Origin of the sequence: Geothrix sp. 21YS21S-2 (assembly GCF_030846775.1) — a bacterium.
Classification (GTDB): domain Bacteria; phylum Acidobacteriota; class Holophagae; order Holophagales; family Holophagaceae; genus Mesoterricola.
Genome location: NZ_CP132910.1, coordinates 2997416 through 3023138, shown reverse-complemented (window position 1 = coordinate 3023138; position 25723 = coordinate 2997416). Strand labels below are relative to the sequence as shown.

General features: G+C 61.8%; 22 protein-coding genes. 15 read left to right on the top strand and 7 right to left on the bottom strand.

Annotated elements, in window-relative coordinates; all coding sequences use genetic code 11:
• From rfbB to RAH40_RS13230, 13 genes are all read left to right on the top strand, one after another.
• Positions 1 to 1008 carry a dTDP-glucose 4,6-dehydratase gene (gene rfbB, locus RAH40_RS13290; RefSeq protein ID WP_306598033.1) on the top strand — a complete coding sequence of 336 codons (1008 nt, stop codon included), beginning with the start codon at positions 1 to 3 and terminating at the stop codon, positions 1006 to 1008.
• A complete protein-coding gene (rfbF, locus tag RAH40_RS13285; protein ID WP_306598032.1) occupies positions 1005 to 1769 on the top strand; it encodes a glucose-1-phosphate cytidylyltransferase in 765 nt (254 codons plus the stop codon). The genes rfbB and rfbF overlap by 4 nt, the downstream gene beginning before the upstream one ends.
• The gene (rfbG, locus tag RAH40_RS13280) at positions 1754 to 2857 is read left to right on the top strand and encodes a CDP-glucose 4,6-dehydratase (protein ID WP_306598031.1); all 1104 of its coding nucleotides are present in this window, start codon (positions 1754 to 1756) and stop codon (positions 2855 to 2857) included. The genes rfbF and rfbG overlap by 16 nt, the downstream gene beginning before the upstream one ends.
• Positions 2854 to 4263 carry a lipopolysaccharide biosynthesis protein RfbH gene (gene rfbH, locus RAH40_RS13275; RefSeq protein WP_306602300.1) on the top strand — a complete coding sequence of 470 codons (1410 nt, stop codon included), beginning with the start codon at positions 2854 to 2856 and terminating at the stop codon, positions 4261 to 4263. The genes rfbG and rfbH overlap by 4 nt, the downstream gene beginning before the upstream one ends.
• A 43-nt stretch (positions 4264 to 4306) precedes the next feature.
• Complete coding sequence (locus tag RAH40_RS13270) at positions 4307 to 5851, top strand: UxaA family hydrolase (RefSeq protein ID WP_306598030.1); 1545 nt, start codon at positions 4307 to 4309, stop codon at positions 5849 to 5851.
• A 98-nt stretch (positions 5852 to 5949) separates the two neighbouring features.
• Positions 5950 to 6981, top strand: a complete 1032-nt coding sequence (locus RAH40_RS13265) for a hypothetical protein (RefSeq protein ID WP_306598029.1) — start codon at positions 5950 to 5952, stop codon at positions 6979 to 6981.
• Positions 6978 to 7784 carry an inositol monophosphatase gene (locus RAH40_RS13260; RefSeq protein ID WP_306598028.1) on the top strand — a complete coding sequence of 269 codons (807 nt, stop codon included), beginning with the start codon at positions 6978 to 6980 and terminating at the stop codon, positions 7782 to 7784. The genes RAH40_RS13265 and RAH40_RS13260 overlap by 4 nt, the downstream gene beginning before the upstream one ends.
• Before the next feature lie 107 nt (positions 7785 to 7891).
• Positions 7892 to 8542, top strand: coding sequence for a hypothetical protein (locus RAH40_RS13255; protein WP_306598027.1), 651 nt, complete (start codon positions 7892 to 7894; stop codon positions 8540 to 8542).
• Positions 8539 to 10341, top strand: a complete 1803-nt coding sequence (locus tag RAH40_RS13250) for a thiamine pyrophosphate-binding protein (protein WP_306602299.1) — start codon at positions 8539 to 8541, stop codon at positions 10339 to 10341. The genes RAH40_RS13255 and RAH40_RS13250 overlap by 4 nt, the downstream gene beginning before the upstream one ends.
• A 28-nt stretch (positions 10342 to 10369) precedes the next feature.
• Positions 10370 to 11137, top strand: a complete 768-nt coding sequence (locus RAH40_RS13245) for an HpcH/HpaI aldolase/citrate lyase family protein (protein WP_306598026.1) — start codon at positions 10370 to 10372, stop codon at positions 11135 to 11137.
• On the top strand, positions 11121 to 12221 hold the full coding sequence (locus RAH40_RS13240) for an NAD-dependent epimerase/dehydratase family protein (protein ID WP_306598025.1): 1101 nt from the start codon (positions 11121 to 11123) through the stop codon (positions 12219 to 12221). The genes RAH40_RS13245 and RAH40_RS13240 overlap by 17 nt, the downstream gene beginning before the upstream one ends.
• A 58-nt stretch (positions 12222 to 12279) precedes the next feature.
• Positions 12280 to 13611, top strand: a complete 1332-nt coding sequence (locus RAH40_RS13235) for a hypothetical protein (RefSeq protein WP_306598024.1) — start codon at positions 12280 to 12282, stop codon at positions 13609 to 13611.
• 80 nt (positions 13612 to 13691) lie between these two features.
• Positions 13692 to 14777 (top strand): glycosyltransferase family 2 protein, encoded by a 1086-nt coding sequence (locus RAH40_RS13230; RefSeq protein ID WP_306602298.1) that lies wholly within the window; start codon positions 13692 to 13694, stop codon positions 14775 to 14777.
• A gap of 30 nt (positions 14778 to 14807) precedes the next feature.
• Here RAH40_RS13230 and RAH40_RS13225 read toward each other — a convergent pair whose 3' ends face one another.
• From RAH40_RS13225 to RAH40_RS13215, 3 genes are all read right to left on the bottom strand, one after another.
• Positions 14808 to 16256, bottom strand: coding sequence for an arylsulfotransferase family protein (locus tag RAH40_RS13225; protein WP_306598023.1), 1449 nt, complete (start codon positions 16254 to 16256; stop codon positions 14808 to 14810).
• Positions 16257 to 16336: 80 nt separating this feature from the next.
• Positions 16337 to 17206: a glycosyltransferase family 2 protein gene (locus RAH40_RS13220; RefSeq protein WP_306598022.1), complete on the bottom strand. Its 870-nt coding sequence runs from the start codon at positions 17204 to 17206 to the stop codon at positions 16337 to 16339.
• Positions 17203 to 17835 (bottom strand): CatB-related O-acetyltransferase, encoded by a 633-nt coding sequence (locus tag RAH40_RS13215; RefSeq protein WP_306598021.1) that lies wholly within the window; start codon positions 17833 to 17835, stop codon positions 17203 to 17205. The genes RAH40_RS13220 and RAH40_RS13215 overlap by 4 nt, the downstream gene beginning before the upstream one ends.
• Positions 17836 to 18174: 339 nt before the next feature.
• Between RAH40_RS13215 and RAH40_RS13210 the strand changes: the two genes are divergently transcribed.
• Entirely contained in the window at positions 18175 to 19302 is a 1128-nt protein-coding gene (locus RAH40_RS13210) for a glycosyltransferase family 9 protein (RefSeq protein WP_306598020.1), read from the top strand.
• Positions 19299 to 20351: a hypothetical protein gene (locus tag RAH40_RS13205; RefSeq protein WP_306598019.1), complete on the top strand. Its 1053-nt coding sequence runs from the start codon at positions 19299 to 19301 to the stop codon at positions 20349 to 20351. The genes RAH40_RS13210 and RAH40_RS13205 overlap by 4 nt, the downstream gene beginning before the upstream one ends.
• Positions 20352 to 20354: 3 nt before the next feature.
• Here RAH40_RS13205 and RAH40_RS13200 read toward each other — a convergent pair whose 3' ends face one another.
• From RAH40_RS13200 to pnp, 4 genes are all read right to left on the bottom strand, one after another.
• The gene (locus RAH40_RS13200; RefSeq protein WP_306598018.1) at positions 20355 to 21134 is read right to left on the bottom strand and encodes a glycosyltransferase family 2 protein; all 780 of its coding nucleotides are present in this window, start codon (positions 21132 to 21134) and stop codon (positions 20355 to 20357) included.
• Positions 21113 to 22060, bottom strand: a complete 948-nt coding sequence (locus RAH40_RS13195) for a GDP-L-fucose synthase (RefSeq protein ID WP_306598017.1) — start codon at positions 22058 to 22060, stop codon at positions 21113 to 21115. Before RAH40_RS13195 ends, RAH40_RS13200 begins: the two co-directional genes overlap by 22 nt.
• The gene (gmd, locus tag RAH40_RS13190; RefSeq protein ID WP_306598016.1) at positions 22061 to 23098 is read right to left on the bottom strand and encodes a GDP-mannose 4,6-dehydratase; all 1038 of its coding nucleotides are present in this window, start codon (positions 23096 to 23098) and stop codon (positions 22061 to 22063) included.
• A 246-nt stretch (positions 23099 to 23344) separates the two neighbouring features.
• On the bottom strand, positions 23345 to 25438 hold the full coding sequence (pnp, locus tag RAH40_RS13185) for a polyribonucleotide nucleotidyltransferase (RefSeq protein ID WP_306598015.1): 2094 nt from the start codon (positions 25436 to 25438) through the stop codon (positions 23345 to 23347).
• Positions 25439 to 25723 lie beyond the last annotated feature (285 nt).

Genomic DNA, 25723 nt, shown 5'->3' with positions numbered 1-25723 from the left:
TTGACCGAGACCATCCTCATTACCGGCGGTGCTGGCTTCATCGGCAGCAACCTCGTCCATCGCTGGGTCCGGAACCACCCCGGCGACCGGGTCGTGGTTTTGGACAAGCTGACCTACGCTTCCGATCGTTCCCAGATCGAGGGCCTGTCCGGCGTGGACCTGATCCAGGGCGACATCACCAACCTGGAACTTGTCCGCCACGTGATCGAACGGAACGCCGTGGTCAGGATTTTCCATTTGGCAGCAGAAAGCCATGTGGATCGAAGCATTTCCGGCCCAGCCGAGTTCATCCGGACCAACATGGTTGGCACCTTCAGCATGCTGGAGGCGGCCCGACAGGCGTGGGCGGGGCAGAAGGGCTGCCGTTTCCTGCATGTAAGCACCGACGAAGTTTATGGTTCCCTTGGTGAGATAGGGAAATTCCACGAAACGATGGCCTATGCCCCGAACAGTCCGTACAGTGCCAGCAAGGCCGGCAGTGACCACCTGGTGCGCGCCTACCACCACACCTATGCTATGGACGTGATAACAACAAATTGTTCCAACAATTATGGCCCCAGACAGCACCCGGAAAAACTGATCCCCCTGGTTATTGCCCGGATGGTCGCCAACGAGCCGATCCCGATCTACGGTGATGGCCAGAACATCCGGGACTGGCTGTTCGTGGAGGACCACTGCTCGGCCCTGGAAACGGCGATGCTTTCCGGTGTGGCCGGGGAGACGTACTGTGTCGGTGGCGAGAACGAGCAGAAGAACCTCGATCTGATCGATATCCTTTGCGACACGGTGGACCTGCAGCTTGGCCGTTCCCAGGGCACCAGCCGCGGTTTGAAGACGTTCGTGCAGGACCGGGCCGGGCACGATCGCCGGTACGCAATTGATTCCACCAAGATCCAGACCGAACTGGGATGGAGGCCGGAGCATTCATTCCAGGACGGGCTCAAGGCTACGGTCGCCTGGTACCTTCGCGGCCAGGGGCATTTGGAAGCTTACGGAGAAACCCTATGAAGGCGGTCATCCTTGCGGGCGGCATGGGCACCAGGATAAGTGAGGAAACCCAGATCAGGCCAAAACCCATGATCGAGATCGGGGGCAAGCCCATCCTCTGGCACATCATGAAGACCTATTCTGCCCACGGGATCAACGATTTCATCGTCTGCTGCGGCTTCAAGGGCTATGTGATCAAGGAATATTTTTCCAACTATTTCCTGCACACGTCCGACGTCACGTTCAACATGCGGGACAACAAGATGGAGGTGCACCACCAGTCCGCCGAGCCCTGGCGAGTGACTCTTGTGGATACCGGCGAGGCGACCATGACCGGCGGCCGGATCAAGCGGATCGCCCCGTACCTCGATGAGGACTTCTGCCTGACCTACGGGGACGGGGTCGCGGATGTGGACATCAAGGCCCTCTTGGCCTTTCACGCGGAAGAGAAGACCCTTTGCACGTTGACCGCAGTCCAGCCGCCGGGCCGCTTTGGGGCCTTGGACCTCAACGGCTCCCGCATCGCGGCATTCCAGGAAAAGCCCAAGGGAGACAGCGCCTGGATCAATGGCGGTTTCTTCGTCTGCTCGCCCAAGGTACTGGACCTCATCGAAGGGGACGCCACCATATGGGAGCGCAAGCCCTTGGAGGAACTGTCCCGCCAGAACCAGCTCTCCGCGTTCAAGCACCGAGGTTTCTGGCAACCGATGGATACCCTTCGTGACAAAATTCTCCTAGAGGAACTGTGGGCCTCAGGCAAGGCCCCATGGAAGGTGTGGTGATGTTTCAGAATATCTATCAGGGACGACGCGTGCTCATCACCGGGCACACCGGGTTCAAAGGCGCCTGGCTGACCCGGTGGCTGTTGAGCCTCGGGGCCGAAGTCACGGGCCTGGCCCTCGCCCCAGAGACCACCCCAAGCCTTTTCGATCTGTTGGGCCTGGAGGACCAGATCCGGCACCACGTCGCCGATATCCGGGACGTACAGGCGGTTCGCCTGATCGTGGAAGAGGCCCGGCCCGAGATCGTCTTCCACCTCGCTGCCCAGGCCCTGGTGCGACCCAGCTACCAGGATCCCAAGTGCACCTGGGATACCAACGTGGGAGGCACGGTCAACCTGCTGGAGGCCATACGCCTGACCCCGGGGGTACGAGCGTGCGTGGTCGTCACCTCCGACAAATGCTATGAAAACGTTGAACAATTTTGGGGGTACCGGGAATCGGACCCCCTGGGGGGTCACGACCCCTACAGTTCGAGCAAGGGCGCCGTGGAACTGGCCGTGGCCAGCTGGCGCAAGAGCTTTTTCCAGAATCGTGGAGGCCTCCGCCTGGCCTCCGCTCGGGCCGGCAATGTGATCGGGGGAGGCGACTGGGCCCCTGAACGGATCGTGGTCGATTTCGTTCGCGCCATCCGGGCCGGCAGACCCCTGACCTTGCGTAACCCGGGGGCGACCCGGCCCTGGCAGCATGTGCTCGAACCCCTTTCCGGCTACTTGGATTTGGGCGCCCGCCTGTTCGGAGAGGACGGCTGGCGTTTTGCGGAAAGCTGGAACTTTGGCCCCAGCGAGGCATCGGTCGTCACCGTCCTTGCCTTGGCTGACGCGCTGGTGGCGAGTTGGGGCGCCGGGGAGGTCCAGGTACAGCAGGAGGCCAACCAGCCTCACGAAGCCGGCCTCCTGAAACTCGACTGCTCCAAGGCCCATGCCCTTCTTCAATGGCATGGGACCTGGGACTTCTCCGAGACCGTGCGCCAGGTCGTGGCCTGGTACCGGGGGCATCACGAGGGTCTTGTGGCCCAGGAATTGACTCTGCAACAAATCGATGCCTTCGAGGCAGCGGCCGCCTCCCTCGGGCTGCCTTGGACCCGATGAACAGGGATGAATTTATGACCGAACGACTTGCCCAACTCCGACAGGAAATCCTGGAACGCACCCGGGAACTCATCCGTCTTCGCGAAGCCCCAAAGCCCTTCGTCCCTGGCGAAACCACCGTCCCCTATGCCGGCCGGGTATTCGACGAGGAGGAGGTCGCCGCCGGCGTATCCTCGATGCTCGATTTCTGGCTTACCCTCGGTCCGGAAGGGGCGGCCTTCGAGAATGAATTCGCGCAGATGCTCGGGGTCTCCAGGACCCTGCTCGTGAATTCCGGAAGCTCCGCCAATCTGGTGGCCCTGTCGGCCCTGACCAGCCACAAGCTGGGGGAGCGCCGGATCCAGCCGGGGGACGAGGTCATCACCGTGGCCGCAGGATTCCCAACCACCGTCGCACCGATGATCCAGTGCCAGACGATCCCTGTCTTCGTGGACAACGATCCCCTTACGGGCAATGTCCGGGTGGAGTGCCTCGAGGACGCCTACGTCCCAGGAAAGACCAAGGCCGTGATGATCGCCCATACCCTGGGCAACCCCTTCGATCTGGGTGAAGTTGTCCGGTTCTGCAAGGAGAAGGGCCTCTGGCTCATCGAGGACAATTGCGACAGCCTGGGCAGCCGCTACGGGGAGGCCCTGACGGGCACCTTTGGCGATCTCTCGACCCAGAGCTTCTATCCGCCCCACCACCTAACGCTTGGCGAAGGGGGGGCCGTGAACGTCAGGACTGAACCCCTGCTCAAGCTGGTGGCCGAGAGCATCCGCGACTGGGGACGGGACTGCTGGTGTCCTTCCGGCAAGGACAACACCTGCAAGCGCCGCTTCGAATGGCAGCTGGGAGATCTCCCCCAGGGCTACGATCACAAATATATATACAGCCACCTCGGGTACAACCTGAAACCCCTCGATCCCCAGGCCGCCATCGGTCGCCAGCAGCTCAAGAAGCTGCCGGCCTTCATCCAGAGCCGGATCGACAACTGGGCCTACCTGCGGCACGGGCTGATGGACCTTGATGATGTCATTGATTTCACCCTGCCCACCCATGCGAACGGATGGAGCGAAAGCGGCTTCCAGTGGACCCCCGGGAAGCCCGTGACCGCCCCCAGCTGGTTCGGCTTCATGATGCTGGTGCGTCCCGGCAGCCCTGTCACCCGGACGGGCCTGGCCTGCGCCCTCGACCAGGCCAGGATCGGCAATCGCATGCTTTTCGGAGGGAATCTGGTCAGGCAGCCCGCCTTCGTACAGCTTGCCAGCGACAGCGGTGGCCGCGCCTTCAGGGTTGTAGGCGACTTGGCTGGAGCGGATCGGATCATGAACGATTCGATTTTCGTGGGTACCTACCCCGGTTTGCGGCGGGAACACCTTGACCATATCATTGCGACTGTCCGAAGGGCTTTTGGGCGAATCTAGGCAGGCCATCCAAGCACGTCCGAGCACTGGGCCAGGAGTGATTATGCTCAATGAAATTTCGGATTTGGTTCAACTGAATCCACTCGATAATGTTGCCGTCGTGATCCGCCCCGAGGGGCTGGAAACGGGGGACCCTTGGACCAGCGGGGACCTCAGGGGCGTTGTTGCCATGGCCATCCCGTCCGGCCACAAAATAGCCGTGCGCGCCGTCGGGGTGGGGGAACCCATCCTGAAATATGGAATGCCCATCGCCGTTGCCACCAGGCCGATCCAGGCCGGCGAGCATGTTCATGTGCACAACGCCGCCATGCCCGAGGATCATTTCCGGGAAACCTCGGTGCCAATCACATCCGCCAAGGAGTCCGGCTGGGCCGACCTCCCGGGAACCTACCTTGGATACCGGCGAAAGGGGAGGCCCAACGGCACGAGGAACTACATCGTAGTTGCGGCCACGGTCAATTGCTCGGCCACGGTGGTCAAACTGGTCTGCCGCCATTTCCAGGGTCAGGATCTCCGGGCCCGGGGTATCCACGGGATCATTCCCTTGACCCATGGCAGCGGCTGCGCACAGACAATCGGTGGTGGTGCTTACCAAACTCTCAACCGCACCCTCGCAGGTTCCATCTTCCACCCCAACGTGGTCGGAGCGGTCGTAATCGGCCTGGGTTGCGAGGGAACGACCTTCCAGAGCATCTGCGCGTCCAGGAGCGGCGATGCATCCTGGGAAGATTTTCCACTGGAACGCATGGACATCCAGGAGTGTGGCGGAACCGGGCCCGCGGTGGCGAAGGGGATCGAGCTGGTGGCGGAAATGCTGGACCATCTGCCGGTTCTCGAACGGGAGGAACTGCCCGTCAGCGATCTGAGGCTTGCGCTCAATTGCGGCGGCAGTGACGCGTTCAGCGGTCTTACCGCCAACCCGGCCCTCGGGGTGGTCAGCGATATCCTGGCCTTCAAGGGAGGCACAGTCGCCCTGGCGGAAATTCCGGAGTGCCACGGAGCGGAAGGCCTGCTCATTCAGCGGGCAGCCAGCCCCCAGGTCCGGGAGGACCTGCTCCGGGTCTTCGACTGGTGGCGGGCCTACTCCCAGCGCCACGGCGTCACCCTGAACGACAACCTCTCCCCCGGAAATATCCGTGGGGGCATCACGACGATCGTCGAGAAGAGCCTGGGCGCGGTTGCCAAGTCCGGGTCCAGCCCCCTGACGCAGGTGGTGGATTACGCCCTGCCCGTGATGGGGCCTGGGTTCGTCCTGATGAACACGCCGGGTTTTGACCCCGTTTCCGTGACCGGTCTGGTCGCAGGCGGTTGCAATCTTGTGGCCTTCACCACGGGGAGGGGATCCGTCTATGGGTGCGCCCAGGCGCCGACCCTGAAGATCGCGACTAATAGCTCCCTGGCAGCGCGTCTGGCGGGGGATATCGATTTTGATGCCGGCCGGGTGGTGGAGCATGGGGAGACGGCCCAGGTGGGTGCGGAGATCTATCACCAACTCATCCGGGTCGCGAGCGGGGAGACCACCTCCAGCGAACGGCTGGGCCTCGGTTGGGAAGAATTTGTGCCATGGGCGATCGGAGAGACCTTATGACCATTGGATCCTCGACACGGGAGATCTTAATCATTGGAGCTGGGGCCATCGGGCGGGGATACCTGCCCTGGTGCTTCCCCGGGTGCCGGTTCGTATTCGTGGACAAGGCCCCGGCCATCATCCAGGCGATGCAGGATCGCGGCAGGTACGAGACGTACCGGGCGCGCAACGGGAAGCTCGAAGCCATGACCGTGCCTGTTGAGGCGGCCTACTACCCTGACACCTTCGACGCTGCTCGTCACCCCGACCCCTTGGCCGTTTTCATCAATGTCGGTCCGAGGCACGCCGCGATGGTCGCCAGCCTAGTCAAGGGCTACGACTGCCCAATAATCCTGTGCGAGAACGACCCGGCCACCGTTAACGCGGTCAAGGCCTCCTCCGGTCTGGCCAAAGTCTATTTCGCGGTTCCGGATGTCATCACGTCCAATTCTGCTCCCGACCACCTGCTGGCCAAGGACTCCCTGTCCGTCATTTCCGAAGACGGGGTCCTGTTCGTCGATGAGGCCGTGGGGGATCTCCCCGGCGACTTCAAGACCCTGTCAACCCATGAGCTGCTCCACACCCAGTGGACGGCGAAACTCTTTCTGCACAATACGCCCCACTGCGTCGCCGCCTACCTGGGCGCCCTGGCCGGGGTGCGCTATGTCCACGAGTCCATGGCCATCCCCCGAATCGACGCCATCGTCGCCGGAGCGATGATGGAAATGCTCAACAGCCTCAAGCTCCGCTGGGAGATTCCCCACCCCTTCCTCGAATGGTACGCGGCCAAGGAACTGGCCCGTTTCCGCAACGAGCTGCTGTGCGACCCCATCAGCCGGGTCGCCCGCGAGCCGCTCCGCAAACTGGAGTCGGATGGGCGCCTGCTTGGAGCGGCCCAGATCTGCCTCGCGAGCGGCTTCATCCCCCACAATCTCTTGGCCGGCATTGCCAGCGCCCTCCTGTTCGCCGACGACGCGGACGCCGACCGACACCTGGGGTTCATGAGGAAGGCCCTTTCCCCGGCGACCTTCATCTCCCACATCCTGAGCCTGAGGCCAGGGGAGGCCCTGGAGGTCATCTTGCGCGAGCAGCTGCCCATCATCCTCCCGCGCCTCGAGAATTTGAATGTCCCCAAAGGAGAGCTCGCATGACCATCCAGTTTGAAAGGGAGTCCCTGGCCGCTCTCCGGTCGGTGGCCTCCAGCGAGGAACTCATGGAGGAGCCCATCGAGCGCGTGGTGACCGGCACCAAGGGCTCCATGCGGGATATCGTCACCAACCTCGACACGATGATCGAAAAGCATATCTGTGCAGTCCTGATGGAAACGGCCTACCCGATCCTCAGCGAGGAGGCCTACACGCCAGATGCTGAACTTCCCCCCATGGACGCGCCCTTCTGGGTGGTGGACCCCATCGACGGCACGGTGAACTTCGCCAGCGGCATGCCCTACTACGCCGTTTCCGTGGGGCTCTGGGACGGCACCGGCTTCGGCGTGGGCGCGGTCTCCATGCCGGCCTTCAAGGAAATCTTCTTCACTCACGGCAACGAGGCGGCCTTCCTCAACGGTAAGCACCTGAAGGCCCAGCCCAGCACCCTGCAGGATGCCCTGATCGGCGTGAGCCTGCCAGGTCGAATGCAGCCGGGCGGCCCCCCCCATTACGAGATCTTCGCCCGGGTCAACGAGAGCAGTCGCGGGTGCCTGCGCCTGGGTTCCGCCGCGGCACTGCTCTGCCTTACCGCATGTGGCCGGCTCCAGGGTGCCTACGGATTCAACGCAAAACTTTGGGACGTGGGTGGCGGCTTGGCCATCGCTTCCCGCGCCGGCTGCGAAGTCTGGACGCGGTTCCACCCCGGGCATGCCACCCTCGACTACCTTGTCACTGCGCCAGGTGTCCTGGAACCACTGATGGCACTTGTTCTACCGGATCCTTCTACCTTGGGAGCGAAATCATGAACCTGAGTGGAATTCCTGTCGTCATCCTGTGCGGGGGCAACGGCGTCTTCGTGGATGGGAGTATCACGCGGCGGTCCAAAGGGCTGGTTGAAGTCAGAGGGGAGGCCATGATCCTCCACTTGATCCGCACGTTCGTCCAGGCCGGGTCCAGGCACTTCATCCTATGCTGTGGCTACCAGATGGATCTCTATTCAACCCTTTTCGCCACAGTCGGCAAGGGGGACGGCCTCCACTTCGAGCTTGCCGGGCCGGGCCTCGAGGGGACGGTGGACCTGGTGGATACCGGACTTGCCACGCCAACCGCGGAACGGGTGAAGCAGGTTCAGCCTCTCCTTCGGGACGTGCCCTGGTTCTGGGTCACTTACAGCGATACGCTCAGCCACGTCAAGCTGGGTGAACTTGCCCGGTTCCACCTGGACCATGGGCTCATCGCGACGTGCCTGGCGGCGCGGCTCCCGACCCGGTTCCGGATCCTGGGGATGAAGCGGGGGGAGAATCTCCTGCGTGGGTTCTCAGACAACCCCGTCATCCAGAATGATTACATCAATGGTGGTTTCTACGCATTCCGCCAGGAGCTCTTCAATCCAGCCTATCTGGGCAACCCCGCCAGCAAGGTGCTTGAGGATGCGGTCCTCGGGGAGCTGGTCAAGGATGGCCAGATGATGGCCTTCCCCTATGAAGGGCCGTGGCACTATCTGGATTGCGAAAGGGACCTCGGCTATCTGGAGGCGCTGCTCGCCGCCAAGGACAACGGATGATGAAACTCAGCAGCTACGTGGCCTCGTTTCTCGCCGCCCACGGGGCGCGGCATATCTTCGCCATTTCGGGAGCGGGCAACGTCCACCTTCTGGAGGGGGTGGATGACCATCCGGACCTTACCTACGTATGCCCCCACCACGAACAGGCGGGGGTTATGGCCGCCATCGCCTACCACCGGCTTTCGGACCGGATGGGGGTGATGATGACCACCGGCGGTCCCGGTGCCGTGAATGCCATTTCTGGCGTCCTGGACGCCTGGGCGGATTCCTTTCCCTGCTTGATAATCTCGGGCCAGGAGAAGAGTGCCTGGGCCCGTGAGGACAACCCGCTGCGGATGTGGGGCGTGCAGGGCACGAACATTGCGAAGATGGTTTCGGGTATCACCAAATACAGCGCAATGATCACCGACCCGTCCACGATCCGGTGGCACCTGGAAAAGGCTTGGCATCTGGCCAGTTCGGGTCGCCCCGGCCCCGTGTGGCTGGACATCCCCACGGATATCCAGGCTGCGCAGGTCGACGAGAACCTCCTGGAGGGGTATGCCCGTCCCGTTGCCGAGGCGGTGGATTTCGGCCCGCACATGGCGCGGGTGCGGGAACTCATCGGCAACGCAAAGCGGCCGGTCCTTTGGCTGGGTCACGGGATCCGGCTGGCGGGCGCCCTGGGGAAGCTGGACGCGTTCCTTGACCATCTGCCCTTCCCCTTCCTGACCTCCTGGAACGGGGCGGACATGGTGCCTTCCTCCCATCCCCGCCACTTCGGCCATGCCGGTGTCTATGGGCAGCGCTGCGGGAACTTCGTCCTGCAGAATTCGGATCTGGTGATCGCCATCGGCACCCGGCTGGCCATTCCCCAGGTTGGCTATGAATGGAGCGAGTTCGCGCGCGGGGCCCAGGTCGCCGTGGTGGACATCGATGGCACGGAACTCGGCAAACTGCCCGAGAGCGACCGGTTCCTCAAGATCCACGCGGATGCCGGGCAGTTCCTGGATGCGATCCGGGAGTCCATCCCCGCCCAGCCGGAGCCGGCCTCCTGGTTGGCCCAGTGCTGCGACTGGGAGGGGCGCTACCCCCTTGTGGAACCGGAACTCCATGTGCAGTCGACCGGGCGTCTCAATTCCTACCGGTTCGCGCAAGCGCTGGTCGAAGAGCTGGCCGAAGACGATGTTGTCGTCACGGACATGGGGGCCGCCCTCACCACCACCCATCAGGCCATCACCCTCAAAGCCGGTCAACGGCTGGTCACCTCCACCGGCCTGGGCGAAATGGGGTTCGGCCTTCCAGGCGCCATTGGTGCGGCCTTCGGCAAAGGGGGCCGCGTGATCCTCCTGGCCGGGGACGGTTCGACCATGATGAATGTCCAGGAACTCCAGACCATCTTCCACCACCAGCTCCCCATCAAGATCTTCCTGTACGCCAACGACGGCTACCTGACGATCCGGCAGACCCAGCGGGCCCTGTTCGGCGAGCATCTGGTGGCGAGCGGCTCGGCCAGTGGCGTGACCTGCCCTGATTTCGCGAAGGTGGCGGAAGCTTTCGGGATCCCGAGCCTCCGCCTGTCGGACCCCGCCGAGGTGTCGGCAATGATCGCCCGGACCCTCGCGACGCCCGGGCCTGTACTCTGCCAAGTCTCCCTCGACCCCGAGCAGATTCTCGGGCCCAAGCTCTCCCTGGCCGTTCGGCCCGACGGAACCCTGGTCTCACCCCCGCTCGAGGATCTGGCACCCTTCCTGCCCAGGGCAGTCCTCCGGAAGGAAATGCTGGTCGGACTGCATCCCAAGAGCCAGGCCCTGGATTGAACCCGATTTCATGATTCCTGGAGTGACCATGGAAGAAGCAAAGACCTGGCTGGCCGCCAAACCGCACCGAATTGGCCCCTTCCTGCGCATCCCGCGCCCCGAGTTGGTGGAAATGCTGGGTATGGCCGGTTTCGATTTCGCAATCCTGGATCTGGAACACGGCCCTACCGCTCCCGCGGACGTTTATCCCCTGATCCTGGCCGCCGAGCGGCGAGGGTTAAGGCTCCTCGCCCGAATCCCAGCCCTTCAGGAATCCTATTTCAAGTGGCTGTTGGATCTGGGCGTCGGCGGCATTCAGGTTCCGCATGTCAAGTGTCGGGAAGATGCGGAACGGGCCGTGGCCTACGGCATGTTCGCACCGGGCGGCGAGCGGGGTATGTGCCGGTTCGTGAGGGCCGCCGAGTTCTCCAATATCCCCAAGGAGGACTACATCGCCGAGGCCAATCGAAACCGGTTGCTCGTCCTCCAGATCGAAGGGAAGGAGGGGCTCGACCACCTGACCGAGATCATCGAGGTGCCGGGAATCGATGTGATCTTCGTGGGTCCCTATGACCTCAGCCAGTCGCTCGGCCTGATCGGCCAGATTTGGCACCCCGAGGTGGTCAAGGCGGTGGAGGAGGTCATCACCCTTTGTGGCAACAAGGGCGTCGAGGTCGGTGTCTTCACCGATACCCCGGAAGGGCTGGCCCATTGGAAGAAACTGGGCGTGAAATACCTTGCCTACCGGGTGGAGACCGAGATCCTCCTCAACGCATTCAAGAGCACCCTTACCGACGCCCATGACGCCTTGCGCTGATCCGAACCGGGGTTCACGCCACCCCATCCTGGAGGGGGACCTGGACCGGATCCTGGCTAACTCCCTGCCCTGGGAGCAGTTCGCAGGCAAGACGGTCCTTGTCACGGGGGCTGGAGGCTTCCTGCCTGCCTACCTGGTGGAAACGCTTCTGCGGCTTAATGAGACCCGCACCCTGGCGAAGGTCCGTGTGGTGGGCCTGGTTCGCAACCTGAAGAAAGCCCAGGAGCGTTTCCGGCATCACGCCGGACGGAGCGACCTGGACTTGGTGTGCCAGGACGTCATCGAACCCTGGAATTTGGAAGGACGCATGGATTTCATCATCCATGCCGCCAGCCAAGCCAGTCCGAAGTTCTTTGGCAGTGACCCGGTGGGCACCCTGGAGGCGAACCTCCTGGGAACCCGCCGCGCGCTGCTGCGTGCCAGGGAGGACAGAACCGAAGGCTTCCTCTACTTCAGTTCCGGGGAAGTTTATGGTCAGGTGGACCCCGCCAGGATCCCCATCCTCGAGGATGCCTACGGGTATCTGGACCCCACGAACGTTCGGGCCTGCTATGGAGAAGGCAAACGGGCCGGCGAAGCCCTTTGTGTGGCCTATGCCCACCAGTTCGGCATCCCCGCCCGGATCGCAAGGCCATTCCATACCTATGGGCCGGGTATGGCCTTGGACGATGGGCGGGTCTTCGCGGATTTCGTCTCCAACATCGTCCTGGGTCAGGACCTTGTGCTGAAGAGTGAAGGTTTGGCCGTTCGTCCGTTCTGCTACTTGGCGGATGCCACGGTGGGCTTCTTCACGGTACTCCTGAAAGGATCGACCGGGGCCGCATACAATGTGGGCAACCCCGACACTGAGATCAGCATTCGGGACCTCGCGGCCCTCTTGGTCCGGGTTTTCCCTGAACCCCAAAAGCGAGTTGTTGTATCGGTCCAACCGCACTCCCATGGCTATCTCGAAAGTCCGATCGTCCGCAACTCTCCGGATATCAGGAAACTGCGGGCACTAGGCTGGAACCCCACGACAGGCCTGGTGGATGGCTTCACGCGGACTGTGAATTCCTTTTTAAATCCTTCGAATCAGGCCACATGATACGTTTGGACGAAAAGGGTATGGGGGCGCCTTCATACTGCCATTGGGGAGCTTCCGGATGACGATACAGCGAGTGGGAAGGCTGACGGCGGGCCACGGTACGGCCTTGCTGGCCATGTCTGCCCGGTTTGTGGCCGCGGGGGGGTGGCTGGTCGCCATGGCCATGGTGGTTGCCAATCTCAGTCCGGCACAGCAGGGGTTCCATTACGCCTTCCAGAGCCTCATTGCGCTCCAGATCCTGATGGAAATGGGCATGTCCACCGTGATCCTGACGACGGCCGGGCACGAAGTGGCCCTACTAGCCTGGAGTGGCGAATTCTGGCGCGGGGAGGATTTCCACATCCAGCGTCTGGGGTCGCTGATGCGCCTAGCCATGAAGTGGTATGGGATCGCGGGGCTCGCGGTGGTCTTCATCATCGTCCCCTTCGGCGTGGTCTTCTTCAGCCGCACCCACCCTGCGGACACCGGCGTGGTCTGGCTGGGGCCGTGGATCGGTCTGGGCCTTGCCACCGCCGCATCCGTGTTCATGGTGGGGATGAACGCCATGGCCGAGGGCATGGGGGCCGTGCGGGAATTGGCGCTGACGCGTCTGTTCCAGTCCACGGTTGCCATCGTCTCGTTCTCCCTGGCCCTGAAGCTGGGGGCGGGGCTCTGGTCCGCCTCGGTCATGGTCGGCTCCGGGGTGGTGGTCAACGCCAGCCTGCTCTACCTCAAGTGTGGCCCCCGCATGGTTAACGCCCTTCACAGCCCCGTGGGGGCGCGGATCGATTGGGCCAAGGACCTGCTGCCCTTCCAGTGGCGGATTGCCGTTAGCTGGATGGCCGGCTACGCCATCTTCCAGCTCCTCACCCCAACAGTGTTCGCGTTCAACGGCGCGGTGGCGGCCGGCCGGTTCGGCATGGCTGTCCAGGCGACGACGGGGGTCGGGGCGATCGCGGGTGCGTGGCTCCAGGTCCGGCAGGCCCCTTGGGCCCAAGGCGCGGCCCGGCGCGATTGGACGTTCCTGGACTCGGACTTCCGCAAGGTCGGGACCGTGACTACCACGCTGGCCATTCTCGGCTGCGGTTGCCTCGTTCTGATCTTCCATTTCGCTGGCCGCGTGGGTTATGGAACCCGGGTCCCTTCCGGATCGGTGCTTTTGCCTTTGTGCATTGCCATTTGCCTGAACCAGTGGACCAACGCCATGGCCACCTACCTGCGGTCCTTCCGGGTGGAACCGTTCCTCATCCCCTCCCTGCTTATGGCGGCTTCCATTGCCATCGGCTGCACGCTGCTCCGGCATCAGGAACCCTTCGTTCTGGCCTGGTGGTACTGCGCCATGACCATCCTGGTCGGGTTAACCGGGGGTGGCTGGGTGTTCCACCGTTGGCGCCGCCTGAACCAGGCCTAGGCCTTGCCGGGATCTTGCCTTGATGAAAGTGAGTTCAACATTGCATGTGCCCCCCTGGGGCCTGAGTGGAAGAGGATTCGATGAGTGATTCAATAAAATTCCAGGAGCCCCCTGCCCAGGTGCCCCAGGTCCCCTTGCTCACCATCGGAATCCCGACCTACAACCGAGCAGGTTTCCTCAAAAGATGTTTGGACCACATTTTCGATCAGGTGACGCCGGCAATGGCGCCCCTGGTCCGAATCCTCGTCGGTGACAACGCGTCACCCGACGGGACGGAGGGCGTGGTGGCGGAGTACTGCCAGCGTGGAATCGAGGTGGTTTACATGCGGCATGCCGAGAACCTGGGCGCGGACGGCAATTTCATGAAGATCCTGGAGACCATGGGCGATACCCACTACTGGATGCTCCTGGGAGACGACGACTGGATCATGCCCGGGGGGCTCGCCAGGATCCTCGACCTCCTGTCATCCTCCTCACCCCTGGGTGCGGTATTCCTAGAATGCCGCCCGAGGCATGAGCAATTCGTAAGCCATGGCTCAACCTTCCTTCTCGACCGGGAGGCCTTCGTCAAATATGTGAACCACCACCTCACCTTCATCTCCTGCATGATCTTCCCCAAGGAGGCCCTCCGGACTGCCCGCCAGGGCTTCGAGGAGTGCCGTGGTTCACGCATACAGCAGTTGGGGTGGGTCTTCCCCCAGATCTTGAGGGCAGACCGGTTCGGCGTCATTGGCAAGATGATCATCGGAGCCGAGGTAGGGAACACGGGTGGATACGGTTTCTCCACCGTCTTCGTCACCCATTTCTGGAGGATCTGGAATCGGTATTTCGTCGACTACCCAGTGTTGACGCACTGGGTGAGGACCAATATGCATCTCTTTTTCTACCAGAATTTCCTGGTGGAAATCCGGACCGGTACGGGGAGCGACTTCAAGGCGGAAGCCGACTGCAAGAAGATCCTGGAAGATGAATTCGCAGGCGAATGGTCCTATACCCTCTACCTGAAACCGGTCATGTGCCTCTGGCCGCCCCTCGCCCGGGTCTACTTCCGGGTCTGCGGGTTAGTGCGATTGCTCAAACTGTGGCGCCAAGGCGAGGCGCTCAAGCGTTCCCTTGCGACCGGGGCGGTTACCCGGGTGGTTCCGGATGGCCCTCCAAAGGCCTGAATGGTTCAGGATACCGGGGGCCCTGAGGCCCTACCGAATCTTAAAGGCTCGATAGCACGCGATTCCCTTGGCGAACTCCAGGGAGAAGGTGGTCTGGCCGCCGGAGATTTCAGTAATCCTGGGAGTCGTGCCCCAGCCGAAGAAACATTCCCCGGGGCCGAAATACTGGAAGGAACCCATGGCGACCGTGTTCGCGCTGCCGGGGTACTGGTCGATCAGGTCAGCCGTCATCCGGTCCTCGTCAAGACTAAGAACCTTGCCGCTGCTGTGGCTCAAATCATAATGTCCATTGTTGTTGTCGAAGAGGGAAAGGGCGAGGGATTGGCCCGATCGGGAAACGATCCGCGCCATGTGCTGGTGGAAAAAATTCCAAGGGGAGGATTTCGTGAACATGTTCCCGCCACCGCCAAGCACCCATTTGATCTGGATCAGGGAATGGGAGTCCCTGGGCGCGAAGGGGAGAATCTTGATTATCGCGTCCTGATGACGGAAGGAGAGGATGTAGCCGTTGTCTTTAGGGTCAAGGGCCATCGAATTGAAATGCATATAGTCGGCCGCAGGCTTGGAGGCGGGGTTTGTATTGGTATAGTCATTTGAATCCGTGCTGGTGCTAAAGAATTGCGGATAATCAGTAGAATCCCACTCCCAGAGCACTTGTCCATCCTGGATCTCCTGGATGATGGTGCCTTTGACATGGCTGTCGCTCTTCCCCCCGAATGCGGTCAAGTCCATTATTCGCTCGCTCGTCGACGCCAAAACATAGTGGTCGTCGGCATAGAATATGAAATCATGAACATCGGCGGGAACGGTTCCGTGCCAAGTATTCTGCAGCCCCTTATGCCTGCGCAACTCCCTGAAATTTGCATCGAGGAGGACAAGGTCATCCGTGATGGTCTGGGCGAAGGCATACCGCTGGACGCCATTGGCATAACTGAATTTTTGGAAATTGAAAGGATAGCCAATTAAACGATGAAAATATACCGGATCGCCTGTCTCAGAGAGAATGAGATTATATCCAGGCGGGTTGACTCTGACACTCGAATCGAAGGTCGTCGTATAAATTTGGCCCGGGGCTACCGGCCCCGAAGTGGACCTGGTGAAACCCGGGAAATCGGGCGGGTGCGTGGAGACGGACAGGAGACGCTCCGCTCCGGACTCGCCCCAGATCCTGATGGTGAAAGCCTCCTGGCCCGCGAGATCGTTCAACTGGATGGTGCTGCCGTGCCCAAGAATTTCGGCATCCGTATACCCCTCCGGGAGGTGGAGGTCGGGAAGGGAGATCGCCATGGGCATGCCCAACGATGCCTCCACAAGGGCATAGGAAGCCACCGATTCTGAGATCTCCGGAACCAGGCGGATGGGCATGGCCGGTCGGGAGCCGCCTTCGTGGGTGCAGGAGATGGAATAGAGTCCCGCCAATGCCAGTAAGACTTCAAATGTGATCGTACAAGACGAGAACGTCTTCCGCGTCAAACCCATGGGTTCCTTCCTTGTACGGGAAGTATTGACTTCCGGTGGAACGTGTAAAGAACTATTCGAGATCGAGGACGGATCCTCCTCTAGGGGGTCCATTCCGCCAGCTTCTCCTTCCGGAGCCGCCATCCATCCCGGATGCCCCTCAGGATCACCCGGATCTCGGCCCAATCGCCGACCAGGGCCCGCTTGACGACCCGGAGGGAGGTCCCCACCACAAGCGGCAGGAGCGGGAAGGGGGCGCGCCTGTAGCAAAACCGGGCGAAGGACCGGTTGAGGTAGTAGTGCTGCCGGAGGGACCGTCTGCCGATGGTCGCGCTCTCATGGTGATAGACCACGGCCTCCCGCGCTACCGCCAGACGGAAGTTCCGCCGCTTCAATTCCGCGCAAAAGTCCGCATCCTCGAAATAAAGGAAATAGCCATCGTCGATGAAACCGATTTCTTCGATCACTGCCATGGGGATGAGGAGCGATGCGCCCGTAAGGAAATCCAGGGATTCCGCCGCGCAGGGATGCGTGACGTGCCAGGAACGGCCAACGAAATGGGAAAACCGGCCTCCCCCATACGTAAGCACCCGTCCGGGCTGGTCCCCGTCCAGGATTTTGCAGCCAACGGCCCCGATCTGGGGGTCGGAGGTGATGCGTTCCAGCATCAGGTCCAGGGCCTGGGGATCCACCTCGGCATCGTTGTTCAGAACCCACAGGTAGGTGACCTTCCGTGCCTTGAAATGGAGGTAGCCAACCTCGTTCCCTTTGGCGAAGCCGAGGTTCCCCCCCGATTCGAGGACCGTGACCCAAGGGTGGGCGGCCCGGATGAACTCAACGCTCCCGTCTCCGGACGCATTGTCCACTACCACGGCCTCCCAGTTCGCGTGGGCCAGGGCCTTCAGGGAGTCGAGGCACCTGATGGTCATCGGGTAGTTCTTGTAGTTCAGAACGACAATGCCGACCTTCACTCGTTCTCCCTTGACTTGGCGACGGGGGCGTTGGCGTCCAGGAAGGCGGCCACATCCTCGCTCGAGAGGAGGGGGACCGCTTCACGGATCCGCTCTTCCGGCCAGTCCCACCAGCGGAGGTCCTCCAACCTGGCGATGACCTCGTCCGGGAAGCGCATCTTCAGGATCCGGCCGGGTGCGCCGCCGACGATCGCATAGGGAGGAACATCTCGGGTGATCAGACTCCTGGCCGTGACAATCGCGCCGTTGCCGACCGTGACTCCCGAAAGGAGCGTCACGCCATGACCTATCCAGACGTCGGAGCCAATGACCACATCCCCCTTGGAGGACGGCATGCCATCCTCCCAGGCACCGGGCAGGCCCAGTCTGATGCGCAATGGATAGGTGGAAACCCAGGTGGTGGGGTGGTTGCCGCCCAGAAGAACATGGACCTCGTCCGCAATGGAGGAATAATTCCCCACTCGTAGCTGGGATCCGTTCGGCCAGGTGTGGACCACAGGTGTTCCATAGGAATGACGGCCCCATACCACGTGACCTTTCCTGATCAGGAGAAGCAGCTTCCCGGCCTGGGCGGCATCCAGGAACCGCTGGTGAAGAGTCCCAAGGATGACCTTGATTATGGACAACATCAATATATCCCTTCTCCCGCAGGTGGCTGGACCAAGTGGAACGTTGGTTTCTGATTGTTCAATTATAGTGCTGATTTGGCTGGATATTGCAGCACCAGGTCCTATCCGGTTCCCTCCCAGCTGGGAGGGCCTGGTACCGCAAAGCCCGATCCGCCGGACGCCGCATCGCGCGGCCCATTGGACCGTATTGACCGATGGCGAACGGAACTGATGTTAGCATTATCCCGTATGTAGCGAAGGATCCGCGCTCTAGCCAGACCGGCCCTTCGCGTCCGAGCGGTCCTTTAAATCTTGTCACTATCCCCTCTTTCGACGGGCCCTTGCCCCTTTTCGTGAGTCATGATCGCTTTCTTTCTGCCCAATGGTATCGGGGACACCCTGATGGCGATTCCAGCGCTTCGAAGGCTGGCCGCGGTCGAGGGGGCGAATGCTCTGACCGTGGTCATCAGTTCGAAGCTGCACCGGCCTCTCCTGACGAAGTTCGTGGGGGAGAAGATCCGGACCATCGAGCGGTACGACGGTAAACCGTTCCCGCACGTCCGCCTCTTCCTGAAGCTCCTGTTCTCCCGGGCCAAGGTCATCTACGCGCCGATGCTGTCTCGCAAGCCCATGCACCTTCTGTTCTTCCTGCTGATGGGCAAGAAAGTGGTCGTGCCCAGGGGCTTCCTGGGCCGGAACCTGCTGGGGCTGGTCAGATCAAGGGCCTCGCTCGAGACGTTCCCCGGCCACCAGGTGAATTTCTTCGTCCAGTTCCTCGCGGAACAGGATCCGAGGGTGGATGCGGCACCCGTCGATCCGGGGGAGCTATCCCTTCCCCGGCCCGAACCGGTCCCGCCCGTCGACCACGCACTCCCCCGGAGGTTCCGGGTCGCGCTGGGTATCAGCTGCGGGGGGCTGGAAAGGCACAAGGTCCCCACCGCGGGGACCTTTGCCAAGTTGATCAACGCAATTGAGAAGCGCATTCCGGTCCACACAGTGCTAATCGGGATTCCCTCGGACCTGCCCCTCATCGAGGCCTTCATGGCGGAAATGGACCATCCCGAGCATGTCGAGAAGGTCATCGGACTGCCCCTCGAAGACCTGTTCCGTGAGCTCCAGACCTGCGATCTCGGGATCAGCGGAACGACGGGTCAAGGTCACATCATGGCGGTGGCCGGCCTGCCAATGCTTGTGGTGGCTGGCGTGACGGAACCCTTCGAATCAGGGCCCTATACACGGCGGGGGGCGGACCTCCGGCACCGCTTGGCCTGTGGCCCTTGCTACCAGGAGGGTTACAGGTCCGGCTGCGGGGCCATCCAGTGCATGGAGACCCTGGACTTGGAGGAAGGCGCCGAGCTGGCATACAAGTTGTTGATGGACCCAGAGTTCGGGCTTGATTGGCAGGCCCGGAACCTCAAGCGGTTCCCGGTGCTGATCGAGAGCATTAAGGGAATTCATGCCGTTCTGCCGGAAGTGCCAGGGAAATGAATAGCGACGCCTTGGCCGGGGCGGCCCCGGAGGGTCCTCGCCCTCCGCAGACGGCGGGGTTGGGTGCCGTCCGCTCCTGGGATGGGTCCAGCCGCCGCATCTGGACCATCTACGTCCTGGTGATCTACGGCTACCTCTACCTCTGCATGTTTTTCGGTGGGCCGTTCACGGCCTTTGATCATGAAAATTACATCGGCTTCCTGAACCAGCCGTTTCCGTTCTTCTTCGAACCTGGCTTCACAGCGCTGGCCTACCTGCTGAACATGTTCATTGGCGAGAGCCTGCGTTTCCCATTGCAATTCGTGATCCTGACCCTGCCCCCGTTCCTCCTCGTCTGGAGTGCGGACAAACGGGAAAGGTCCGGTGCGAGCGGAATGATGTTGTACGCCTGCATCCTTACCAAGGCTTTCTATATCGGGTTTTTTGCACAGCGGTTCTTCTTCGCCGAGCTCTGGGTTACCGCTCTGGTGATCCGTTCCACGACCCGGAAAGGCTTGTCCTGGAAAGAGGCCATGCCAGGTCTTCTGCTCCATTTTTCCACTTTAACGATTCTGCCCTCTCTTGTCTGGCTTCGCGGCACCTTTTCCATGCGCAAGCTGATGACCGGCGGCCTTTTCCTTGGGATTGGCTATATTTATATCATGTTTTTTAGTGGCTTTCAATTCCTGGGCTACGACTACTCGCGCTACCTGGACGGCAATGGGCCACCCGGAGGCTATTCCCTTTTCACCATCTTTGAAATGGCAGTGCTTGCCATGATCTGCAAGGTCATCCTGCCGAAAAAGGATGTGGCGAATTTCATTACCCTGGTGGTCCTGGTCCTGATAATGAAAATGGCGATGGGCGAGGTGGAAGTCTTTTCCAGGGTCTTCCAGATCCAGGTGGACCTGATCATGATCCTGGCTGGACTGTGGTCGAAGCGACGCGCAGAACTGCTTTATTTCTTCGGATTCGGCTTTTTCGTGATCCAGCTGCTGTTCACTTCCATCTCAGGGGAGTTGATCGTCTTCCATTCCACTGCCTTGCTTAATGCCCTGGGTTTCAAATAATCGTCAGGACGATCCCTTGCGGCGAAAGAACTGGGGGATCCGCGACCCTATCTTCTGGATGATGAACCAGGGAGCGATTTTCAGGCCATTCTCCATGCATGCCCGGTGGGATTCCAGGTTCGCCTTCAGAATGTTCCGGAGACTCTGGTTCGAGGCGCCTCCCATCCTGAACTTGACCAGCACCTCGGGGAGGTGGACAGAAGGTGTGTTATGGCGGGCCATGAACCTCAGCATGAGTTCGAAGTCCGCAGCGATCCGGTAGTCCAGGTTGAAGCTGCCGCATCGTTCGAAGACCTGCCGGCGCACGAAGAAGGTCGGGTGCGGAGGCATCCATCCCTTTTCAAACAGGCCAGGCCGGTACGGCTTGGATCGCCAGTAACGGATGACCCGGCTGGTGTCCGACGCGGACACGTACTCGAGATCGCCATACACGATGTCGATCGAAGGATCCCGGAAGGCCTCCAGAACCTTCTGGAGGACCTGATCGTCCGCATAGAGGTCATCGGAGTTGAGGGTCCCCACGATGTCGCCCGTAGCCAGGGCGATTCCCTTGTTCATGGCATCGTAGATGCCCTTGTCCCGTTCGCTGACGAAGTGGCCTAGCCTGGGAAGGTAGGGCTTGAGGGCATCGAGGGTCTCGGCCCGGGAGCCGCCATCCACCACGATGCTCTCCAGGTCGCCTTCGAACTTCTGGTTGAGGATCGAGTCCAGCGCCTCGTGTACCTGGGGGTTGTTGTAGACCACCGTGACTATGGAAATCTTCATAGAACCTTTTTCATCCATGCGATGGTCTCAGCCAACCCTTCATCCAGGGTCGTCCTGGCCTGCCAGCCGAAGCGCTCGGTGGCCCTCGATGTATCCAGCTTGCGCTTGGGTTGCCCATCGGGGTAGCTCGGGTCGAAGACCAGTTCGCCCTGAAAGCCTGTTGCGCCCTTGATCTTAAGGGCCAGGTCCCGGATGGTGATCTCCTCCCCGGTGCCGAGATTGACGGGATCGGCGTCCTCGTACCTGGTCATGGCTTCACAGATGGCCGTGGCGGCATCCTTCACGTACAGGAACTCGCGGCTGGCGGATCCCGTGCCCCAGAGGCCCACGGTCGGCGAAAGGGCGGCCTTGGCCTCCAGAAATTTTCGGATGAGGGCTGGGATGACGTGGTTGTTTGCCAGGTCCAGGTGGTCTCCGGGTCCGTAGAGATTCACGGGAATCAGGTAGATCCCGCGGGTTCCGTATTCCTGGCGGTAGGCCTGGAGTTGCACCAGCAGGGCCTTCTTGGCCAGACCGTAAGGGGCATTGGTCTCCTCCGGGTAGCCGTTCCAGATGTCGTCCTCCCGGAATGGCGTCGGGCAGAACTTGGGATAGGCGCAGACGGTGCCGAGAACGAGGGTCTTGGCGACCTGCTCCAGACGGCAGGCCTCGATCAGATGCAGACCCATCATCATGTTCGCGTAGAAGAAGGAGCCGGGATGTTCGCGGTTGGCCCCGATGCCGCCGACCAGGGCGGCCAGATGGATCACCCCGTCGGGCTTGTGGGCCTTGAGGTACTTCCGGGCGGCGCCAGGGTCCAATAGGTCCAGTTCCTTCTCGGTGGGAGCCAGCAGAGTCGCTCCGCGGGCGGCCAGCTCCTCCATGAGGTGTCTGCCCAGGAAGCCGTGGCTCCCGGTAACCCAGATGCGCTTGCCAGTCAGAGGAAAGGTTTCGGGGTGGATCATTCAAAAACTCCCGCGCGAGGTTGATCCATGGCCGGCATGGTTCAGGATGAGTTCTGCCTGTGCCAGCTTGAGGTCGGATTCCACCATCATGACCGCGAGGGTCTTTACGTCCGTCCGGGGTTCCCAGGCGAGGGCCTGCCGGGCCCGGGTCGAATCGCCCTCGAGGTGGTCCACCTCCGCCGGCCGGAAATAGCGGGGGTCGATTTCCACATATTGCCTCCAGTCAAGTTCGAGGTGCTCGAACACCAGCAGGAGGAAGTCGCGGATGGAAATGGAGGTCCCGGTGGCGATGACGAAGTCGCCGGGCTCGTCGAGCTGGAGCATCTTCCACATGGCCTCGACATAGTCGCCTGCGAATCCCCAGTCGCGCTTCGCTTCCAGGTTGCCCAGGAACAGCTTGTCCTGCAGCCCCAGTTTGATGCGGGTGGCCGCGCGCGTGATCTTGCGGGTCACGAAGGTTTCGCCCCGCCGGGGGCTTTCGTGATTGAACAGGATGCCGTTGGTGCAGAACATCCCATAGCTTTCCCGGTGGTTGATCATCTGGTAATGCGAGTATGCCTTGGCACAGGAATAGGGGGACCGTGGCTGGAAGGGCGTGTCTTCGCTCTGCCGGGGTTTGGCGCTGCCGAACATCTCGCTCGAGCCGGCCTGGTAGATCTTGACCTTGCGACCGTTGGAATCCTGGTGGCACCGGATTGCCTCCAGGAGGCGGAGGGTCCCCAGGGCGACGGTGTCGACCGTATACTCGGGCTGGTCGAAACTGACCTTCACATGGCTCTGGGCGCCAAGGTTGTACACTTCGTCGGGCTGAACTAGGTCCAGGATCTTTCTGAGCCCGCCTCCGTCGCACAGGTCCCCGTAATGGAGGTGGAGCCGGGGGTTCTGGTGCGGGTCGACGTAGAGGTGATCGATGCGCCCCGTATTAAAGGACGAGGATCGGCGAATGATCCCATGGACTTCATAGCCCTTGGCGAGCAGCAGTTCGGCAAGGTAGCTTCCGTCCTGGCCAGTGAGGCCTGTTATCAGGGCAGTCGGCATGCATCCTCCATTTCAAGCGGGCTCCGGAACCCGGCTCCGTTTGACTGGGAGCCATCCCGGTTTCCTTGGTTTCTATTCTAGATTATCGGTCGACGACAGCGTTTGCCCCGCGCACCGGTTTTGCCGGCCAAGCCCCTCCCAGGAACGGAAGACCTCACGACCGACGTCCCACGGAAGCCGGACCCGTCGGCGACCTTCAACTTCAGGGACGCAGGTTATGAGGATCTTCCTGCCCATGGTCGGGGGCTACTCGCTCAGGAGTGCCTTCCTGCTCAGCTTGATCTTGCCATTGGCGTCGACCGCGATGCACTTGACCATGATTTCCTGGCCCTCGCTGACCTCGTCGGCGGGGTTCTTCACCCGGTGGGGCGCCATCTCGGAAACGTGGAGAAGGCCGTCGAGACCGGGGAGGATCGTCACGAAGGCGCCGAATTCGACCACCTTGGCCACTCGGCCTAGGTAGGTCTGGCCCACTTCTGCGGTCTGGATGAGGTCTCCGATCATCTTCAGGGCCACGGCCAGCTTCTCCTTGGTGGGACCGGCGACCTGGCAGGAGCCGTCGTCGTCGATGTTCACCTGGCAGCCGCTCACCTCGATGATGTTGCGGATGACGGCGCCGCCCTTGCCGATGACGTCGCGGATCTTCTCCTTGGGGAGCTGGATCGTGTGCATCTGGGGCGCGTTGCCTGCATACTCGGTGCGGGGGGCGGCCAGGACGGTGCCCATGGACTTGAGGAGCTCAAGACGGCCCTGCTTGGCCTGGTCGAGGGCCTTGGTGAGGATCTCGGTGGTGATGCCGCCGATCTTGATGTCCATCTGGAGGGCGGTGATGCCGTGGACGGTGCCGGCGACCTTGAAGTCCATGTCGCCGTAATGGTCTTCCTGGCCGGCGATGTCGGTGAGGACCACGAACTTCTCGCCGTCGCTCACCAGGCCCATGGCGACGCCCGCAACGGGGGACGCGAGCTTGATGCCGGCGTCCATGAGCGCCAGGGTGCCGCCACAGATGGTCGCCATGGAGCTGGAGCCGTTGCTCTCGGTGATCTCGGAGACGACGCGCAGGGTGTAGGGGTTCTCTTCCTTGGAGGGCAGCACCTGGAAGATCGAGCGCTCGGCGAGCATGCCGTGGCCGATTTCGCGGCGGCCGGGGCCGCGGTTGGGCTTGCACTCGCCCACGGAGTAGCCGGGGAAGTTGTAGTGGAGGTAGAAGCGCTTGTCGTACTCCTCCTCGATGCCGTCGATGTGCTGGATGTCATCGGCGGTGCCCAGGGTGGCGGTGACCAGGGCCTGGGTCTCGCCGCGGGTGAACAGGCAGGAGCCGTGGGCCGCCGGCAGGACGCCCACCTCGATGTTCAGGGGGCGGATCTGGTCGAACTTGCGGCCGTCGAGGCGCAGACCCTGCTTGAGGATGGCGTTGCGGAAGAGGGTCTCCTTGAGGGTGTCGAAGCTCTCGACGACGTCCTTCTTGAGCTCGGGCTTCTCCTTGGCGAACTCGGCCACGGCCTCCTTCTTCAGGGCGTCGATGGCCTTGTAGCTCTCGATCTTGACCTTCATGGTCAGGGCGGCCAGCAGCTTCTCGGCGAACTTGGCGGCCACGAGCTTGTAGACCTCCTCGTTGCGCTCGGGCTTGACGGCAACCATCTTGGTCTTGCCGACCTTGGCGCGCAGGTCGCGCTGGAGCTTCACGAGGGTCTTGATGGCGGCGTGCCCGAACTCCAGGGCCTTGACCATCTCGGCCTCCTGGAAGCTCTTGGCGCCGCACTCGACCATCACGAGGGCGTCCTCGGTGCCGGCGACCAGGAGGTCCAGGTCGGAGTCGGGGCGCTGGCTGACGGTGGGGTTGATGATGAACTCGCCGTCGATGCGGCCCACCCGGACGCCGCCCACGGGGTTCACAAAGGGGATCTCGGAGATGATCAGGGCCGCGGAGGCGCCCACCATGGCCAGGACGTCGGGCTGGTGGTCGCCGTCGAAGCTGATGACCTGGGCGGTGATGACGGTGTCGCCGTTGTAGCCTTCCTCGAAGAGGGGGCGCAGGGGGCGGTCGATGAGGCGGGAAACCAGGGTTTCCTTGGTGGTCTGCTTGCCTTCGCGCTTGAAGAAGCCGCCGGGGATCTTTCCGGCGGAGAAGACGGGCTCGCGGTAGTCAACAGTCAAGGGGAAGAAGTCGATGCCTTCCCGGGGTTCGGCCACGCAGACGGCCACGAGGACCATCGTGTCGCCCTGGCGGACGATGACGGAGCCAGCGGCCTGCTTGGCGATGCGTCCCGTCTCGATGCTGATGGGGGTGCCGCCCAGGTCGATGCTGACGGTGGTGGGGTTGAATTTAAGGGCGTTCATGGATTCTCCTGGGACCTCGGCCCCAAAGTGGCTCCCTGATTGCGATCCCTCCATGAAACCCTCCGCCGGAACTGATGGGGGGAGGTGGGCTTCCTGCAGAGGTCGCTGCCGACGGGAGCGAACGGATCGGCATTGCAATAATACCATTAAAGATGGTTGCATGAAAAAACAGCTTGCCTGGGGCTCGCTCGCGCCGGGACCCCCAGACCCGCCGACAATTTTCTCAAGTATTTTTCTCTTCTCAATCTTGCGCGAACCGTGGGATTACCATACTTTCCACGAAGA